Source organism: Pseudomonas sp. NPDC087804 (assembly GCF_044742965.1).
Taxonomy (GTDB): domain Bacteria; phylum Pseudomonadota; class Gammaproteobacteria; order Pseudomonadales; family Pseudomonadaceae; genus Aquipseudomonas; species Aquipseudomonas rustica.
Window position 1 is genome coordinate 1464828 of sequence record NZ_JBIUVN010000001.1, and the last position, 18422, is coordinate 1483249.

The 18422-nt window shown below is 56.0% G+C and carries 13 protein-coding genes and 1 pseudogene; 13 read left to right on the forward strand and 1 reads right to left on the reverse strand.

Features of this window, described 5'->3' with window-relative positions:
* Positions 1-9 precede the first annotated feature (9 nt).
* From ACIOMO_RS06455 to ACIOMO_RS06475, 5 genes are all read left to right on the forward strand, one after another.
* A complete protein-coding gene (locus ACIOMO_RS06455) occupies positions 10-936 on the forward strand; it encodes an alpha/beta fold hydrolase (protein ID WP_053119215.1) in 927 nt (308 codons plus the stop codon).
* A gap of 226 nt (positions 937-1162) precedes the next feature.
* A complete protein-coding gene (gene glcD, locus ACIOMO_RS06460) occupies positions 1163-2662 on the forward strand; it encodes a glycolate oxidase subunit GlcD (RefSeq protein ID WP_053119213.1) in 1500 nt (499 codons plus the stop codon).
* A complete protein-coding gene (gene glcE, locus ACIOMO_RS06465) occupies positions 2662-3702 on the forward strand; it encodes a glycolate oxidase subunit GlcE (RefSeq protein WP_401239127.1) in 1041 nt (346 codons plus the stop codon). Before glcD ends, glcE begins: the two co-directional genes overlap by 1 nt.
* Before the next feature lie 2 nt (positions 3703-3704).
* On the forward strand, positions 3705-4925 hold the full coding sequence (glcF, locus tag ACIOMO_RS06470) for a glycolate oxidase subunit GlcF (RefSeq protein ID WP_401239129.1): 1221 nt from the start codon (positions 3705-3707) through the stop codon (positions 4923-4925).
* Positions 4926-5013: 88 nt separating this feature from the next.
* Positions 5014-6399, forward strand: coding sequence for a VOC family protein (locus tag ACIOMO_RS06475; RefSeq protein WP_401239132.1), 1386 nt, complete (start codon positions 5014-5016; stop codon positions 6397-6399).
* A 92-nt stretch (positions 6400-6491) separates the two neighbouring features.
* Here ACIOMO_RS06475 and ACIOMO_RS06480 read toward each other — a convergent pair whose 3' ends face one another.
* Positions 6492-7169: a type 1 glutamine amidotransferase domain-containing protein gene (locus tag ACIOMO_RS06480; protein ID WP_400647787.1), complete on the reverse strand. Its 678-nt coding sequence runs from the start codon at positions 7167-7169 to the stop codon at positions 6492-6494.
* A 410-nt stretch (positions 7170-7579) separates the two neighbouring features.
* Here ACIOMO_RS06480 and ACIOMO_RS06485 point away from each other — a divergent pair, with 410 nt between their 5' ends.
* The 8 genes and pseudogenes from ACIOMO_RS06485 (at position 7580) to ACIOMO_RS06520 (ending at position 18351) form a co-directional block, all read left to right on the forward strand.
* Positions 7580-8095: an Hcp family type VI secretion system effector gene (locus tag ACIOMO_RS06485; RefSeq protein ID WP_007919523.1), complete on the forward strand. Its 516-nt coding sequence runs from the start codon at positions 7580-7582 to the stop codon at positions 8093-8095.
* A gap of 91 nt (positions 8096-8186) precedes the next feature.
* Positions 8187-10229 carry a type VI secretion system tip protein TssI/VgrG gene (gene tssI, locus ACIOMO_RS06490; RefSeq protein WP_401239135.1) on the forward strand — a complete coding sequence of 681 codons (2043 nt, stop codon included), beginning with the start codon at positions 8187-8189 and terminating at the stop codon, positions 10227-10229.
* A complete protein-coding gene (locus ACIOMO_RS06495) occupies positions 10219-10959 on the forward strand; it encodes a DUF4123 domain-containing protein (protein ID WP_401239138.1) in 741 nt (246 codons plus the stop codon). Before tssI ends, ACIOMO_RS06495 begins: the two co-directional genes overlap by 11 nt.
* Positions 10956-15944, forward strand: coding sequence for an RHS repeat-associated core domain-containing protein (locus tag ACIOMO_RS06500; RefSeq protein ID WP_401239140.1), 4989 nt, complete (start codon positions 10956-10958; stop codon positions 15942-15944). Before ACIOMO_RS06495 ends, ACIOMO_RS06500 begins: the two co-directional genes overlap by 4 nt.
* Positions 15944-16255, forward strand: a complete 312-nt coding sequence (locus tag ACIOMO_RS06505; RefSeq protein ID WP_053119199.1) for a hypothetical protein — start codon at positions 15944-15946, stop codon at positions 16253-16255. Before ACIOMO_RS06500 ends, ACIOMO_RS06505 begins: the two co-directional genes overlap by 1 nt.
* 142 nt (positions 16256-16397) lie before the next feature.
* Positions 16398-16785 (forward strand): annotated as a pseudogene (locus ACIOMO_RS06510) (IS21 family transposase); the annotation flags it as partial.
* A gap of 89 nt (positions 16786-16874) precedes the next feature.
* Positions 16875-17321, forward strand: a complete 447-nt coding sequence (locus ACIOMO_RS06515) for an SMI1/KNR4 family protein (protein ID WP_401239143.1) — start codon at positions 16875-16877, stop codon at positions 17319-17321.
* Between the two features lie 685 nt (positions 17322-18006).
* A complete protein-coding gene (locus tag ACIOMO_RS06520) occupies positions 18007-18351 on the forward strand; it encodes a hypothetical protein (RefSeq protein WP_156316135.1) in 345 nt (114 codons plus the stop codon).
* Positions 18352-18422 lie beyond the last annotated feature (71 nt).

Sequence of the window (18422 nt, forward strand, 5' to 3'; positions counted from 1 at the left end):
AAGACGTCGATGCTTTTGCTGTTTGTCGCCCTCGCAGTATTCGTGGCCTGGAGCTGGTTGAGTTACCCGGCGGTCGGCCATTGGTTGTACGACCTGAACATGGCCATCGAGGCCAAGTTGTACAAGTTGCACAAAATCGAAGTGCCGATCGCCGAGATGACGGTGTCGACCTGGCAGGGCGGGCCTTATGAAGCGTCCAGCGCGATCCTGATGTTGCACGGCTACAGCGCCGACAAGAATTTGTGGCTGCGCTTCGCCCGGCATTTTGTCCGGCAGTATCGAGTGATCATTCCGGACTTGGCGGGCCATGGCGAAACCGGCTTCAAGGCTGGCGGCGGTTATGACATTCCGCTGCAAGCCAAACGCATGATTCAGTTGCTGGACGTCTGCGGCGTGGAGAAAGTCCATGTGATCGGCAACTCGATGGGCGGCTACATTGCGGCGTGGCTGGCGGCGACGTACCCGGATCGCATCGCCTCGGTGGCCTTGATCGACCCGGCCGGCGTCACGGCACCGCAGGCCAGCGACATGGAGCGGCACTTGGCGCGCGGGCATAACCCGTTTCTGATCAATTCTCGCGAAGAGTTCAAAAACTTCTACGCGATGACCATGGAATCGCCGCCGTGGGTGCCGAAACTGGTGCTCGACGCGATCGCTCAGCGCTACGAACAAAATCGCGATGACCTCGAAGAAATCTTTCGCGACTTCCGCGCCAGCCCGCCGATGGAACCGAAACTCGCTGACATCAAATGCCCGGCGCTGCTGCTCTGGGGACGCAAGGATCGCTTGATCGACGTCAGCAGCGTGCCGGTCTGGAGCAAGGGCATCGCCAATTTGCGCGTGGACGTGTGGGATAACGTCGGGCACATGCCGATGGTCGAACAGCCGTCGAATACCGCGCGGTTGTATCGGGAGTTTTTGGGTAATCAACGATGACCCCACTTTCAGCAACACTGACTACTTTTGTGGTGAGGGGATTTATCCCCGATGGGCTGCGCAGCGGCCCCAATCCATTGAATGCGGTCTGTCTGACGCAACTGGATGACAGAACTGGCGCTGCTGCGCAGCCCATCGGGGATGAATCCCCTCGCCACAATAGATCCCCTTACCGCCAAAAATATCAATCCTCAAAAGAGTTGAGGCTGGCAGAGGGTTGGGTGAAATGAACATCCTCTACGACGAACGCCTCGACGGCGCGCTGCCGGACGTTAATAAAGTCCAACTGTTGAAAACCCTGCAACAAGCCATCCCCGATCTCGACATTTTGTGGCGCGAAGAAGAACTCAAACCCTACGAATGCGACGGCCTCTCCGCCTACCGCACCACACCCATGCTGGTCGCCCTGCCCCGGCGAATCGAGCAAGTGCAAACCCTGCTCAAACTCTGCCACCAAAACAACGTCCCGGTGGTCGCTCGCGGCGCCGGCACCGGCTTATCCGGCGGCGCCCTGCCGCTGGAAAAAGGCCTGCTGCTGGTGATGGCACGCTTCAACAACATCCTGCACATTGACCCCGCCGCCCGTATCGCGCGGGTTCAACCCGGGGTGCGCAATCTGGCGATTTCCCAGGCCGCTGCGCCGTTCGGTTTGTATTACGCGCCGGATCCATCCTCGCAAATCGCCTGTTCCATCGGCGGCAACGTCGCCGAAAACGCTGGCGGCGTGCATTGCCTCAAATACGGCCTGACCGTGCACAACCTGCTGAAAATCGAAGTGCTGACCATCGAAGGCGAACGCCTGACCCTCGGCTCCGACGCCCTCGACTCGCCAGGTTTCGACCTGCTCGCGCTGTTCACCGGTTCCGAAGGTTTGCTCGGGATCATTACCGAAGTCACGGTCAAACTGCTGCCCAAACCGCAAGTGGCGAAAGTGCTGCTGGCCAGTTTCGATTCGGTGGAAAAGGCTGGCCGCGCGGTCGCTGAAATCATCGCGGCGGGGATCATTCCCGGCGGCCTGGAAATGATGGACAACCTCGCCATCCGCGCCGCTGAAGACTTTATCCACGCCGGTTACCCGGTGGATGCCGAGGCGATTCTGCTGTGCGAACTCGATGGTGTCGAAGCCGACGTCCACGACGATTGCCAACGAGTGCGCGAGGTCATGAATCTGGCTGGCGCCACCGAAGTGCGCCAGGCCCGCGACGAGGCTGAGCGCGTGCGTTTCTGGGCCGGACGCAAAAATGCCTTCCCGGCCATCGGTCGGCTGTCACCCGATTATTACTGCATGGACGGCACCATCCCGCGCCGCGAATTGCCCGGCGTTTTGCAAGGCATCGCCCGCCTCGGCGAAGAATACGGCTTGCGCGTGGCCAACGTGTTCCATGCCGGCGATGGCAACATGCACCCGCTGATCCTGTTCGACGCCAACCAACCCGGCGAACTGCATCGCGCCGAAGCCTTGGGTGGAAAGATCCTCGAACTGTGCGTGCAGGTTGGCGGCAGCATCACCGGCGAACACGGTGTCGGCCGCGAGAAAATCAATCAAATGTGCGCGCAATTCAACAGCGACGAACTGAGCCTGTTTCACGCGGTAAAAGCCGCGTTCGACCCGAAAGGCCTGCTCAACCCCGGCAAAAACATTCCGACTCTGCACCGCTGCGCCGAATTCGGTGCGATGCACATTCATGCCGGGCAACTGCCCTTCCCCGAACTGGAGCGTTTCTGATGGCTGACGTCGACGCCTTGCTCGATCAGGTCAACGAAGCGCGGGCCAATGCCACACCGCTGAAAATCCAGGGTGGCAACAGCAAGGCGTTTCTCGGTCGCGAGGTGGCCGGTGAAGTGCTCGACACTCGCGCGCATCGCGGCATCGTGGCTTACGATCCCACCGAACTGGTGATCACTGCGCGCGCCGGCACGCCGTTGTCCGAACTACTCGCGACGCTGGATGAAAACGGGCAAATGCTGCCATGCGAACCGCCGTCGTTCGCCGACAGCGCCACGGTTGGCGGAATGATCGCGACAGGATTGTCCGGGCCTCGGCGACCGTGGTCGGGTTCAGTGCGGGATTTCGTGCTTGGCACGCGCGTTATCACCGGCCTCGGTCAGCATGTGCGTTTCGGCGGTGAAGTGATGAAAAACGTTGCCGGATATGACCTGTCGCGGCTGATGGCCGGCAGTTTCGGCTGCCTCGGCGTGCTCACCGAGGTCTCGCTGAAAGTCCTGCCCAAACCCCGCCAATGCCTGAGCATTCGCCTCGATATCGACTGTGCGCGGGCGCTGGCCAAACTGGCCGAGTGGGGCCAGCAACCGTTGCCGATCAGCGCTGCGTGTCACGATGGCGAAAGTCTTTATTTGCGTCTTGAGGGCGGCGAAGGCTCGGTGACGGCGGCGCATCAACGCCTCGGTGGCGAGGCGTTGGACTCCGTGTTCTGGCGGAATTTAAATGAACAGCGCCTGAGCTTTTTCGACGAAGGCCAACCGTTGTGGCGCCTGTCGCTACCAAACAATCTCGGGCCGCTGGACTTGCCCGGCGAGCAACTGATCGACTGGGCCGGCGCGCAACGCTGGCTGAAATCCTCCAGCGCCGACATTCATGCCCTCGCCCAGTCACTCGGTGGCCATGCGACCTGCTTCACCCATGGTGCCAGCGAATCACCGTTTCAGCCTTTGCCTGCGACATTGCTGCGCTACCACCGCCAGCTCAAAGCGCAACTTGACCCGCAAGGGCTGTTCAACCCCGGGCGGATGTACGCGGAGTTCTAGCCATGCAAACCACCCTCAGCGAACAATCGCGACAGTTGCCCCGCGCCGCCGAGGCGGAAAAAATCCTGCGCACCTGTGTGCATTGCGGTTTCTGTAACGCGACGTGCCCGACCTATCAATTGCTCGGCGACGAACTCGACGGCCCGCGCGGGCGCATCTACCTGATCAAGCAGGTGCTCGAGGGCGCGCCGCCAACCGCGCAGACACAACTGCATCTGGATCGCTGCCTGTCGTGCCGCAACTGCGAAACCACCTGCCCGTCCGGCGTCGACTATCACAACTTGCTCGACATCGGCCGCGCGGTGGTCGACGGCGCGGTGCCGCGCCCGGCCGCACAACGTCTATTGCGCGAAGGCCTACGCGCATTGGCGCCGAATCCGCGACTGTTCAAAGGACTGCTGCGAGTGGGCACAACGTTTCGCCCGCTGCTGCCGCGCTTGCTTGAGAGCAAACTGCCGCAGCATCTGTTGGTCAACGGTTCGCGCCCTGCCCCTCGGCATGCTCGCCGTGTGTTGTTGCTCGAAGGCTGCGTGCAACCGGGTTTGTCGCCGAACACCAACGACGCGACGGCGCGGGTGCTGGATCGCTTGGGCATCAGCGTCACGCCGGTGGCCGAGGCCGGTTGTTGCGGTGCGCTGGATTATCACTTCGACGCCCAAGCCAAAGGCCTCGCCCGCGCCCGACAGAACATCGACGCGTGGTGGCCACATCTGCAAAACGGCGCCGAAGCAATTGTGCAAACGGCCAGCGGCTGCGGCGCGTTTATCAAGGATTACGGGCATTTGCTCGCGGACGATCCGCTGTACGCGGCGAAAGCGCAGCGCATCAGCGAAATGACTTTGGATCTGGTGCAGATCCTCGCCGAGCAACCGCTGGAGCAAGTGTGCGCCGCCAGCGAACGACGCATCGCCGTGCATTGCCCGTGTACCATGCAGCACGCGTTGAAACTTGGCGGCGCCGTCGAAGCAGTCTTGTCCCGCATCGGTTTCAACCTCACCGCTGTCCCCGATGGCCATTTGTGCTGCGGTTCAGCAGGGACTTACTCATTGACCCAACCGGTGCTGGCCCGGCAACTGCGCGACAACCGCCTCAATGCGCTGGAGAGCGGCCGTCCTGAGCTGATCGTCACCTCAAACATTGGCTGCCAAAGCCACTTGGCCAGCGCCGGCCGCACGCCAGTCATGCACTGGATCGAACTGGTGGATCAGTCGTTGGCAGAATGAAGTTCGTAGGATTCTTCGTTTGCCGACGTAGGCGAAGGCTGCGATCTTTTCATCTATCCAATACGTGACCGTGGCAGGAATTTTTTTCATGACCGTGCAGCCGTTCGTCAGCCCCGACCTGATCCGCCAACGCTTCTCCAAAGCGATGTCCGACATGTACCGAGAAGAAGTGCCGCTGTACGGCGCGCTGATGGAATTGGTCGAACAGACTAATCGCAGCGTTCTTGACCGGGACACGCAAATTGCCCGGCAACTGGAAAGTACCGGCGAAATCGAACGGCTGGACATGGAACGTCACGGCGCCATTCGCGTCGGTACCGCGACCGAACTGGCCACCCTCGCCCGCCTGTTTGCGGTGATGGGCATGCAACCGGTGGGTTATTACGATCTGACGCCGGCGGGTGTGCCGGTGCATTCCACGGCGTTTCGCGCGGTGCATGAGGATTCGCTGCAAGTCAGCCCGTTCAGGGTCTTCACGTCGTTGCTGCGACTGGAGTTGATCAAAGACCCTGAGCTGCGCACCTTCGCTGAATCCGTGCTGGCCAAGCGTTCGATCTTTACGCCTACAGCGTTGCGTCTGATTTCCCAGGCAGAAACCGCTGGCGGACTGACGGAAAGCGAAGCGCAGGAATTCGTCCTACAGGCATTGGAGACCTTTCGCTGGCATCACAGCGCAACGGTCACCGCCGCGCAGTACCAGACGCTCAGCGCTCAACATCGATTGATCGCCGACGTGGTCGCCTTCAAAGGCCCGCACATCAACCATCTGACCCCGCGCACGCTGGACATCGACCGTGTGCAAGAGCAAATGCCCACCCATGGCATCACCCCGAAAGCCGTGATCGAAGGCCCGCCGCGCCGGCAGTGCCCGATCCTGCTGCGCCAGACCAGTTTCAAAGCGCTGGATGAGCCAATCGCCTTTACCGACCAGGACGAAATCCGAGGCAGCCACAGCGCGCGTTTCGGCGAAATCGAACAGCGCGGTGCAGCACTCACACCCAAGGGTCGCGCACTGTATGACTTACTGTTGAATGCTGCTCGCGATGAACTGGGGGACTTCCCCAACGAAGCCAACGCCGCACACTACAACGCGCTGATGACTCAGCACTTTGGCGAATTTCCTGACAGCGTCGAGGGCATGCGCGAACAAGAGCTGGCGTATTTTCGCTATTTCGCTACGGAAAAAGGACTGGCGGCGGGAGGACTTGGCGACGCGTCACTGGAGCAATTACTGCGCGATGGCTACGTGAAGGCAGAACCGCTGGTGTACGAAGATTTCCTGCCGGTTAGCGCGGCGGGGATTTTTCAGTCGAACCTTGGCGATGCCGCGCAAACGCACTATGGCGAGCATTCCAACCGACAGGCATTCGAACAGGCACTGGGCCGCGCGACCATCGACGAGTTGGGCTTATATGCCGAAACCCAAAAGCGCTCAATTGATGAGAGCCTGGCCGCACTTTCGGGTAACCGCTGAAAAGATCGCAGCCTGCGGCAGCTCCTACATTAGGGTGTGAACTCCCCTGTAGGAGCTGCCGAAGGCTGCGATCTTTTGATCTTAAAAAAACCTCAGCGCAATCTTGAAAGCAACGCAAACGCCGTCTCTTCCGAAGAAGCCGGATTCTGCCCCGTCAGCAACAACCCATCCTCACGGGTATAAACCGACCAATCCGGCCCTTTCGAAAAAATCCCGCCTTTGGCCTTCAACTCATCCTCAACCAAAAACGGCACCACATTCGTCAACTGCACCGCCTCTTCCTCACTGTTGGTAAACCCAGTCACCTGCTTGCCCTTGACCAGCGGTTCACCGTCCGGGCCTTTGGCATGGCGCAACACGCCCGGCGCATGACACACCGCCGCCACCGGTTTGCCCGCGTTATAAAACGCCTCGATCAACGCGATGGAATGACGATCCTCGGCCAGATCCCACAGTGGCCCATGACCGCCCGGGTAAAACACCGCATCGAAATCCGCCGCTTTCACAGAATCCAGTTTCACCGTCGAAGCCAACGCCGACTGCGCCGCAGAATCCTTGCGAAAGCGCCCGGTCGCTTCAGTCTGCGCATCCGGCTCGTCGCTCTTGGGATCCAGCGGCGGCTGACCACCCTTGGGCGAGGCCAGTGTCAGCTGCGCGCCGGCATCCTTGAACACGTAATACGGGGCAGCGAACTCCTCCAGCCAGAAGCCGGTTTTCTTGCCGGTGTCGCCCAATTGATCGTGGGAGGTCAGAACCATCAGAATTTTCATGTCGTTCGGTCTCACTCGGTTTGAGGAATTTTCAGACGCAGGTCTGCGGGTGTGAGTGATTGACCCTCAGTAACGCAGGATCGTTTCAAATGAGCGGGTGATGGCATCAGGCCTTGATGCGCAAGAAGTTGCGCACTTGTTGATGATCCGCGGCCATCAATCCCGCTACACACCAGAGGCGACAAGGGCTTCAGGCGAGTGCGCAAGAAGTTGCGCACCACTGCGCAACTTCTTGCGCACATTCGCCATGAATCACCGTAAGTCATCCTGAATTCAGCTCTGCGCATTAGCGAACTCCCCGGTTTCACTGGCTCTAAAACCTGTTGGCACGCTCCTTGATAACTGTCAGGCACCCACCGGGCGTTTTCGCCTCCGGGCACCTAAACTTTATTCCGCAAGGAGAGCACCCCATGGCAACACCAGCGTACATGTCGGTTACCGGCGAAAAACAAGGCCTGATCACTGCCGGCGCCTTCACCGCCGACTCCGTTGGCAACACCTACCAGGAAGGCCACGAAGACCAGGTTATGGTTCAGGCTTTCAGCCACGACGTGATCATCCCGCGTGACCCACAATCCGGTCAGCCAACCGGTCAGCGCGTTCACAAGCCAGTTGTGATCACCAAGGTCTACGACAAGGCTTCGCCTCTGCTGCAAGCTGCTCTGACCTCCGGCGAGCGCATGAGCGAAATCGTTATCCAGTGGTTCCGTACTTCTGCTCAAGGTACCCAAGAGCACTACTACACCACCAAACTGGAAGACGCGATCATCGTCGCCATCAACAACAAAATGCACAACTGCCAGGATCCAGGCAACTCGCACTTCACCCACCTGGAAGAAGTGCAGTTCACCTACCGCAAAATCACCTGGACCCACGAAGTATCCGGTACTTCGGGTTCCGATGACTGGCGTGCTCCAGTCGTTTAATTACGGCTGATTGTTACAAGCATCGGCCAGCTCTGCTGGTCGATGTTGTTTTCGCAACTCCAGATTTTTGTGACAGCACGAGGAACAAGGGATGTTCGCGCCGGCCAATGAAACCCACTTTGCCCTGACCATCGAAGGTCTTTCCGCTGACTTTCAGGTGTTTACCCTGCAAGGCCGGGAAGCCATCAGCCTGCCTTTTGTCTTCGAGGTGGAGCTGGTCAGTGAGCAGCCGTCGCTGGATCTCGAAACCCTGCTGCACAAACCGGCCTTTCTGCAACTGTCGCCCGACGGCAGCGGCATTCACGGCCAGATCTACCGCGCCGCGCAAGGCGATTCCGGCAAACGCCTGACTCGCTACTCCGTGACCCTGCGCCCGCAACTCGCGTACCTCGCGCACCGCGTCAACCAGCGCATCTTCCAGAACCTTACAGTGCCGAAAATCATCGGCATGGTGCTTGAAGAGCACGGTATCCAAGGCAACGCCTACGAATTCAAGACCGGTTCGATTTATCCCGAGCGCATTTACTGCGTGCAATACGATGAATCGGATCTGCATTTCATCCAGCGCCTGTGCGAAGAAGAAGGCATTCACTACCACTTCCAGCACAGCGCCATGGGCCACAAACTGCTGTTCGGCGATGACCAGACGATATTCCCGAAACTCGCGCCCGTGGCCTATCAGCAAGACTCCGGCATGGTCGCCAGCGATCCGGTAATCAAACGCTTCGACCTGCGCCTGGAAACTCGCACCAGTCGCACCACCCGCCGCGATTACGACTTCGAAAAACCGCGCCTCACCCTCGAAAGCGAAAACCGTGGCGACGCCCTGCCAGACCTCGAAGACTACGACTACCCAGGCCGTTTCATCGATCGCGAGGGCGGCAAACACTTGGCCAAACGCGCCCTCGAACGCCATCGCAGCGACTTCCAGTTGGCCGAAGGCAAGAGCGATCAGCCATTGCTGGTCAGCGGCCACTTTCTCGCGCTGACGCAACACCCGAAAGCCAAATGGAATGATCTCTGGCTGCTCACCGAAGTCCTCCACGAAGGCAAGCAGCCGCAAGTGCTGGAAGAGTCGGTGACCAGCGACACCACCGCGCTGAAAGACGATTTCCATCAGGGTTACCGCAACCGCTTTCAGGCCACGCCGTGGGACGTGCCGAACCGGCCACCGCTGAACCACCCTAAACCGCGCATCCTCGGCAGTCAGAGCGCCGTGGTCACTGGGCCCAAAGGTGAAGAGATCCACTGCGACGAATACGGCCGCGTCAAAGTGCAATTCCACTGGGATCGCGAAGGCCTGGCTGACGACAAAACCAGCTGCTGGCTGCGTGTCTCCAGCGCTTGGGCCGGCGCCCAGTACGGCGGCATCGCCATCCCGCGCATCGGCATGGAAGTGCTGGTCACCTTCCTTGAAGGCGACCCCGATCAACCGCTGATCAGCGGCTGCCTGTACCACAAGGAAAACACCGTCCCGTATGAGCTGCCGGCGAACAAAACCCGCAGCACGTTCAAGACCCTCAGTTCTATGGGCGGTGGCGGCTACAACGAACTGCGCATCGAAGACAAAAAAGGTCAGGAACAGATCTTCCTGCACGCCCAGCGCGACTGGGACGAGAACATCGAGCACGACCAGAAAATCCGCGTCGGCAACGAGCGCCACGACACCGTCGAGCAAAACAGCTACAGCGAATTCAAAGCCGAAGAACACCACACCGTCTACGCCGACCGCAAAGTCGAAGCGCGCGCCAACGACCACCTCACCGTGGGCGTCAACCAGCACATCAAAATCGGCACCGGCCAATTCATCGACGCCGGCCAGGAAATCCACCTCAGCAGCGGCATGAAAGTCGTGCTCGAAGCCGGCGCCGAACTGACCCTCATCGGCGGCGGCAGCTTCATCAAAATCGACGCCGGCGGCGTGACCATGAGCGGCCCGGTGATCAACATGAACTCCGGCGGCAGCCCCGGCACCGGAACCGGCGCCGCCCCGCTGATGCCCGGCATCCTCAAACAGGCCGATGCCGACAAGGCCGGCCAAGTCCTGACCCCGGCGCAAATCAACACCCTCAAACGCAACGCGCCATTCTGCGAAGAGTGCGAAAAATGCAAGGCAGGTGCCTGTGCCATCTGATCGACTGACACCCAAGGACTGGCTGGCACAACAGCCGCTGCAAACTGGTGAGCGACTGTATTTGGTGATCAGCGCGGCGAGCGATGGCGCGCCGCTAAAACCTTTTTATCAGCAAAATGCCGCGCCACAACTATTGCCCATCTGGAGCGGAACGCCTTACGCCGACTGGCTTCCGGTCATGCCTTATCTCGCTGAGATCACGGCCGGTACGCGTTTCCTCGAATGGGTGGCCGAAACCGATGCATTGGATTGGGGCTGGCTGGCGGTATCCACCAGCGCGCCGGAAACGGTGCTGGAGCATTTGCGCAGCCTGACTCAGGTAAAAATGCCGGACGCTACTGAGGTGTTTTTCAGGTTCTGGGACGGTCGACACATCTACCCGATCATCGAAGGTTTAGGCGCCTCAGCAGGCGAGTTGCTCCCGGTATTCCAACGCTATTTGATCAACGGACAAACCCTTGAGGTCGGCATAAGAACTGTGCCTCCCGCAAAACAGTGGCCGTGGTGGGAGGTGCCCCAATCGCTGTTGGATACCCTCGCGCAAAAGGATCACACCACCGTCGTCGAGAACCTGATGCAGTGGCTATCAGAGGATTGCCCGCAGTTGTACTTCGAATTCCCTGAAGCCAACTTGCGCAGAAAGGTTGAGCGCTTCGTGCGCCAGAACCCAAACACAGAAGATATGGCAGAGCGTCTCGCTGCACAGCTGACAAAGGAAGTCACGTCATGAACGACCCAATTGGTACCTTGGTTCTGCGCGTGCTGGACGCGAAAGCGCCTGACGTGAACCTGATTCTCAATGACTTCAAAAACTGCCTGAGCGATTACAAGGAATGGGCAGACGGCTTCTGGACTGGCTGGGCGCTCGATGTCGACCAGACCTTCAAGGTCGGTAACGAAGTGACTATCACCGAACGGAAAACCGAAACCGGCGCGGTGAAAACCTATGCTACCTGCCCTTTGGTAGGTGACTTCACGCTGATTCACATGTTCGAGTCAGCGCGCTTCGTGCCCATTGGTAATACCCCCGTCAAACTGGAGCCTGTCACCAAAGGCACCTTCTACGACGACGTCACCGGCCCGGTTATCGAAACCATGATCGGCCCAAGCGGTATCAAAGTGATCGAAGGCGCCAAGAAAGGGCAAACCTATCGCATCACCTTTTTCCCCAACGTATCTCAGAGCGATGTGAAGGCGCTCTATGATTCGTATCAAGGTGTCATCGGCAAACTTGGCGGCTGGCTGCAAAGTGAATGGTCGGGCAAGTTCCAGCCACAGTGGGCCAGTTACTCGGCAGCGGATCGTATCGGACGTTCGGAGATTTTGCTCAAAAGAGCGTTGAAAACTTTCGAAGAAGCCCTGCTGCGACTCTGGGATGACATCAAGAGTCTCTTCGAGCTGCTAGCGCATCCGGAGAAAAACTATCAAAAGCTGAAGAACTACCTGACAGATATTGAGATCGACAAACTTTACGCGGCATCTAAAGAGTCGATCGCCTCGGGGCTGCTGATCCTTAGCGACGAACCCCTGATGTTCATCTACGTATCGGCAATCGTGGCGTGGGTCGGTATGTTGCCGCCACAAGTTGTGGTTGATGTCATCGGAGGGATCGCCTCGGAGTTTCTGATCAACGTAGTACTCGGTATCTGCCTCACTGGCGGCGCTGGTCTCGCCATTCGACTGGGAACGAAAGCCCTGTCTACCGTGAAGTCCGGCGAAGCGGTCAAGTACCTTGAGGATCTCGCCTCAACGCTGATGACCCTCAGCAACAAGCACAGCCTGCCAGCGCACGCGGAAGTGTCGAAACCCGTCATCGCTAGCGCCAAAAACGTCCCGATGAAGCCTGCTAAAACGGCTGCATTGAAGATCGATGAAGCCGCTGCCGAAGCGCCGAAAGGGGCTCCGCGCAACCAAGTGGCGCAAAAGCCTCCCCAGAAGCAGCTACCTAAAACGGCGGACACTCCGAAGCAAGAGGTCAAGGATGCCTCCTCGTTTCCACGAGACAAAAAACATAGCGGCTCGTTACAACCGAAAGAAAAAGTCGACGACGCGTCTAATCAGTCCAAAACACCCGATGACAAAAGTGCTACGTGCGCCAAAAAGACCTGCACCAATGGCTGCCCTGTCTCTATGGTTACGGGCGAAGAGTTGCTGACAATTACTGATGGTGAGCTCGGTGGCTTGCTGCCGTTCAGTTGGACTCGCCTTTACCGAACCAGTGCAGCTGAGATCGACTGCGGCCTGGGCTATGGCTGGAGTCATGCGCTCGCACAACGAGTGGACATCAACGGCGATGAAGTTGTATGGACCGATCACGAAAACCGGGTCACCACTTTCCCACTGCCCAGCGTACAACGGCCGGCGATCACTAACAGCCTTTCGGAAGCCGCGATCTTTCTTGGCGACGATCCATCCGAACTCGTGCTGACACAAGCTGGCGATAAACCGCAGTTCTATCACTTCCGCTTCAACAGCAAAGGCGCGACGCTGATCGCCATAAGCGACCACTACGACAACCGCCTGCATATCACGCGAGACATCCATGGGCGTATCAAGCGCGTGGATAATGGGGCCGGCCGCGCCCTACTCGTCCGTTACGACCGCAAGCACATTGTCGCCATCGATTATCAGCAATTTATTCCGGCTGACAATCTTGAAGACGCCTGGAACACCGTCCAGACGCTGACCACTTATGAATACGATGCTCAACATCGCTTGATCAAAGCCACTAACGCGCTGGGAGAGTCCGAGCGTTACGCCTACAACGAGCAAAACGTCATTCTTGAGCGGCAACTCGCCGGCGGCGCAAGTTTTTACTGGGAATGGGAAAAGGAAGGCAAGTCCGCGCGTTGCATTCATCACTGGGCAAGTTTCTCTCAGATGGATGCGCACTACGCTTGGGATGACAAAGGCAGCGTCACGGTTACCAATGCCGATGGCAGCGAAGAGGTCTACACCCACGATGACAAGGCACGACTCGTCGCCAAAGTAGATCCGGATGGTGCTGAGCACTTAAAGGCCTACGACGACAAGGGCCGATTGATCGCAGAAAAAGATCCGATGGGTGCGGTCACCGAGTATCAGTACAACGAAGCAGGTCGCTTGGTCGCGGTGATTCCGCCAGAAGACGCGCCAACCACCTACGAGTACTACAACGGCTTTGTCCGAGTCGTGAATCGCGGTACTGCCAAGTGGATTTACTGGCGTAACGACCAAGGCGATATCACCGAACAAATCGACCCTGATGGTAACTCGACACACTACAGCTACGACCGCCAAGGCCGCTTGCTGGAGATCCGTCATCCCGACGGCAGCCGCCACCAGTTAGGTTGGAACAACCTCGGCCAATTGCTGGAGGAACGTCTGCCCGACGGTGGCCAGCGCAAGTACCGCTACGATGCCCTCGGCAGGCAAATTACGCGTCAGGAAGAAACCGGAGCGATCACTCATTACCAATGGGATGCCGCTAACCGTCTGGCACAGATCACCCTGCCGGGAGGCGCTAACCGCGCGTTCACATACAACCCGTACGGGCGCGTCACCGCAGAACGCGACGAGCTTGGGCGTATTACTCGCTATGAATACGCCGACAATCTCCACTTGGTCAGTCGTCGAATCAACCCGGATGGTAGCCAACTTCGTTATCGCTACGACAATGCGCGCCTGCTGCTTACTGAGATCGAAAACGAACGCGGCGAAAATTACCACCTTGATTACTACGCCAACGGCCTGATCCAGCAGGAAACCGGTTTCGACGGGCGCCGCACCGCGTACGAGTACGATCTCAACGGGAAGCTGCTGAAGAAAACTGAATTCGGCGACGATGGCAGTGAGCTGGTTACCGCGTATCAGCGCGACACCTCTGGCCGCTTGCTGGTCAAAACCCTCGCTGACGGCGAAGAAATCCATTACAGCTACGACGCATTGGGTCGCCTGGTAAACGTTAACGATGGCCTCTGGCCCCTCGCCTATGAATACGATGTACAAGACCGACTGATCACGGAACACCAGGGCTGGGGTACCACGCGTTACGAGTACGACAGCGTCGGCCAACTGAGCCAGTGCCGACTCCCCGACGGCAGCACGCTCGATTATCGCCACTTGTCCGGCGGTCGGTTGAGCAGTATCGACCTCAATGGTTCGCGCCTGACTACGCACCAGTTCGATGCTGGCCGTGAACAACAGCGCCAACAAGGCGTTCTGCTCAGCCAATACCAATACGACGAACAGGGAAGGCTTCAGGCGCACACCGTAGGTCAGCAGGATCGCAATCTGTTCCAGCGTCGCTACAACTACGACTCCAACGGCAACCTCGCCGGCATTGACGACAGCCGCAAAGGCAATCGCAGCTACCATTATGATCCGCTCGATAGGCTGATCAGCGTTCGCGGCGCCACACCCGAAACCTTCGCCCATGACCCCGCCGGCAACCTGCTGGGTCAAAGTGACCTGCCGGCTGCCAACCTCGCCAACGTCAAAGGCAATCGCCTGCTCATGCAAGGCGACCGGCATTACGACTACGACGCCTACGGCAATCTCGCCCGCGAACGCCGCGGTGCCGGACAAAAAATCGTCACCGAATACCAATACGACTGCCAGCACCGTTTGATTGGTGTCAGCCTGCCCGGTGGTAGCAATGCCAGCTACAAATACGACGCCTTTGGCCGTCGCATTGAGAAAACCGTTAATGGTCAGACCACCGAGTTCCTCTGGCAAGGTGAACGCCTGATCGCCGAAAGCGCCGAGAATCGATATCGCACCTACATCTACGAACCCGGCAGCTTCCGCCCACTGGCCATGCTCGATGGCGAAGGCCCCATAAAGGCAACGCCGTTCTATTACCAACTCGACCACCTAGGCACCCCTCAAGAACTCACCGCCTACAGCGGAGAGATCATGTGGTCGGCGAAATACCGTGCCTACGGCAACTTGGCGGCGTTGGACGTCGCCGAAATCGACAATCCGCTGCGCTTCCAAGGTCAGTACTTCGACGCCGAGACGGGCTTACACTACAACCGGCACCGTTACTACAATCCAAACACAGCACGTTTTCTGACGCCGGATCCAATCAAACTTGCAGGAGGATTGAATAACTACCAATACGTACCTAACCCGACAGGATGGGTGGATCCTTTGGGCCTAAATACCTGTCCTGGTGGAGATGGATGCAAGCCCCCCACCGGCATCGAAGATCCTATATCCAATTCGAGCGTAGACGACCTCACTAAAGCCCCTGAGCTAGCGCAGCCAAAACCAGATTTCTACGTAGGTCCCTCGGGCCCGGACTCCACAATGCCCTCAACTGGATATCGCTATATTCGATACAAAAATGATGATGGCACTCTCAACAAATGGGGTCAGGACGCAATAGAAACGAAGAGTCAGGGGGTAACCTACTTCGGATTCGAAAAACATGAATCAGGTAAGGACGCAAGAAATGCATTTCAGGTTAAAGGGCCTGAACATGGACCCGACGAAAATGGTCCTGGCTCATGGAGCGATGCGCGCATCAGGGCTGAATTTGATACTCTGCAGCTCTACGCTGACGGGAAGCCGAGAGCACGAGTTCCTTTTTGGAAGGGTGATACTGACAAATCCCAATTAGAGCCGTTAGCTAAGGCTTATAGAAAATACGGCGATGGGGGAGCGCAACAACTTCATCTTGATGGTCAAAAAGTGAACTTCGATAAAGTTGATATACTCCCGGAGAAGTAATGAGAACCTTTTACATAATTGCCAAAAAAGATATGGAGCCAAATTTTCCGCATAGCTCAAGCTGGCCGAAAGTTATAGGCTACTCATTCGCAGATAAGTATTTTTATCTATCGGAGGGCAAAGGCCATGGATTCGCCGCGAACGACATGCCTGAATCAAAAGCGAAGAGGCCAGAGTGGCTTGAAATATTTTCAGCCCTAGATGCGTTCTGGTTTTTAGATTTAATCGACAACACAAACTTCACAAGCGAAAAAGATTTTTTTGATAGAATAACGACAATGCTCGGCAGTGTAGACACGATAGACTTCTGAAAACAACATAATAATAACTAATATAACACGGAAAGGTTAAAACATTCAAAGCCACCAACAGAACACCATTATCAAGTGTTATTGAACTCTACTGGTGTTCTGTAGCATAGGACTTACAGCTTCGCTTCCAACTTATAGTTTTTACAGCCAGCTCACAGCGCTTGTACGTTCGTGGTGAGGTGAGCAAGGCAAGTCTTTACGCGCTTTTGTACCGCTGACGTTTGCACTCGTAGAGTACTTCCAGTTTGACTGGAGCGAAGAAGGTCTGCTGATCGGTGGCTTGTTTCGACGCATCCAGGTCTCCCAGCGCCAGTCGCGAATTTTGCTTGGTTGCGTATCCCACACGAGATGCTGTTAGATGCCCATACTCGCTCGTTTGGCGCGTAAGGCGGGGTGCCGCGTCGCGGCATCTAAGACAACATGAAAACGGCTGTCGACAAGGTCAACAAAGGCAAAGGTCCACGGTCAATGCCCGGTTTGTCGTCATGTGTGCCCACTACCTATTCGATTCGGGCTTCTGCAACGTGGCTGTACTTCACGGATACATAAACCCGTCTCTTAAAAATGCACGAAAAGCATGATAGAAAGGACGAACCAAAGACCTTGAATGAGTATAGTCATGCATTACTATCAAGACCTTATAACAAAGTTCGACAATTCGGATGAAAAAACCTTTTGGTTTGGCCCAACAAGTACCGAGCAAATTGAAAAACTCGAAAATGTTCTTGGACTAAAATTGCCTCAAGACTTTTTTGATTTTTTGGTTGTATGCGGTGGTGGTGGCGCAGCGGATTCAGAAATATGCGGAATTGAGGACAACGATGCAACTATAGACAATGGCGGAACAGTAAATTACAGCACCACGCGCTGCCGAGCAGAATTCGAACTACCAGGGCAATATGCAGTCATCTACTTCAAGGACGATGAAATTTGCTGGGCAATTGACTGCAGCCCATCTGAAACCGGGAAAATCATTAGCTATGACTTGTTTAAGAAAAAACCATCAAAAAAAATAGCCGATAATTTTTATTCTTTTTTCAAAGAATATGTCGAACTTAGAACATAACACCCATATAACTTTAAAAAGCAACCAACCCAACAAAAAAACAAAATATTCACCACGGAAAAATAATATAGATTCATTTTCGAAGGCATTAAAATGAATCTATCACCGTTCACAAGCGGAAAAAAATCAATTGGCAACACAACTTTAATCAATGCCACATCTACAACATGCGGAAATCAATGGACTGGTCGTCATTATTTTTCCAATCATTCAGATTTTTTATCTTGAGTATTGAGCGTAAAAAACAAGACACTTTATACATGATTGATCATGATGGGAGAGATGGCGGTTGATTTTTTATAGAAAAAACCGCCCCTAACAAATACAAAGAATAGATAAAAGATTTTTCACACAATGGACGACAAAGAGAAGGCCAAGCAGTGCGGAACTTTGCTACAGACAGTCTAAATAGTAAGGTTACGGAAACCGAAGGTATCCTACCTGCCTGACATAGCTAATAAGATCAGTGGATATGAAAACAAGCCGCCTACTCCGCAGTGCGCGATGGAAATGTATTTGATCACGGTGGCTCAAAATATAAATCTTACAGGTCAGAAACCCCGATCTGCTTCAACAACGGAAAACTAATAAACTGGATAAGAATTGAGCTTTCAAAAGCCAGCGAGTCTGTAATCCAAGTTTCCCGCCGCCCCCAAACAAGTTAAAAAAAATATGAGCAACGTAAATGAGATCAAAACTTGACTACAAGCTGCAGCCTATTCGAGTGCCAAGCGGCTGGACAATAACAATCAACAATCTATTTGAAGTCGAGTTAACACCGGAGACCAGCGACTGGTTTTCCAGCTCAGTGCTGATTGGCGGTGTTCGACGCAGTACCGGGCATTGCTTTGACTCGAGAGTGGAGCCAGAAGGTGACCCTAACGGAGAATTTGTGATTGATTTCCTGACAATCGAATACGACAAAAAAGGAAAACCGATTAAAAACTCCGAAAATTTTCTTTTTGAATTCAGAACAAAAAGCAAACTCGAATTTATCGAAAAAATTGAAAACCTCATGATTGAAATCTAAACAATCAAGCATTGTTTTCAGAAAAATTTATTCTCCAAATAATCCAAATCAAAAAAATATACCCACTCTTA

Bases quoted from the DNA above. Each gene is read 5' to 3' on its own strand.
- ACIOMO_RS06455 (WP_053119215.1), top strand. From the start codon at position 10: ATGCTTTTGCTGTTTGTCGCCCTCGCAGTATTCGTGGCCTGGAGCTGG.
- glcD (WP_053119213.1), top strand. From the start codon at position 1,163: ATGAACATCCTCTACGACGAACGCCTCGACGGCGCGCTGCCGGACGTT.
- glcE (WP_401239127.1), top strand. From the start codon at position 2,662: ATGGCTGACGTCGACGCCTTGCTCGATCAGGTCAACGAAGCGCGGGCC.
- glcF (WP_401239129.1), top strand. From the start codon at position 3,705: ATGCAAACCACCCTCAGCGAACAATCGCGACAGTTGCCCCGCGCCGCC.
- ACIOMO_RS06475 (WP_401239132.1), top strand. From the start codon at position 5,014: ATGACCGTGCAGCCGTTCGTCAGCCCCGACCTGATCCGCCAACGCTTC.
- ACIOMO_RS06480 (WP_400647787.1), bottom strand. From the start codon at position 7,169: ATGAAAATTCTGATGGTTCTGACCTCCCACGATCAATTGGGCGACACC.
- ACIOMO_RS06485 (WP_007919523.1), top strand. From the start codon at position 7,580: ATGGCAACACCAGCGTACATGTCGGTTACCGGCGAAAAACAAGGCCTG.
- tssI (WP_401239135.1), top strand. From the start codon at position 8,187: ATGTTCGCGCCGGCCAATGAAACCCACTTTGCCCTGACCATCGAAGGT.
- ACIOMO_RS06500 (WP_401239140.1), top strand. From the start codon at position 10,956: ATGAACGACCCAATTGGTACCTTGGTTCTGCGCGTGCTGGACGCGAAA.
- ACIOMO_RS06505 (WP_053119199.1), top strand. From the start codon at position 15,944: ATGAGAACCTTTTACATAATTGCCAAAAAAGATATGGAGCCAAATTTT.
- ACIOMO_RS06515 (WP_401239143.1), top strand. From the start codon at position 16,875: ATGCATTACTATCAAGACCTTATAACAAAGTTCGACAATTCGGATGAA.
- ACIOMO_RS06520 (WP_156316135.1), top strand. From the start codon at position 18,007: ATGAGATCAAAACTTGACTACAAGCTGCAGCCTATTCGAGTGCCAAGC.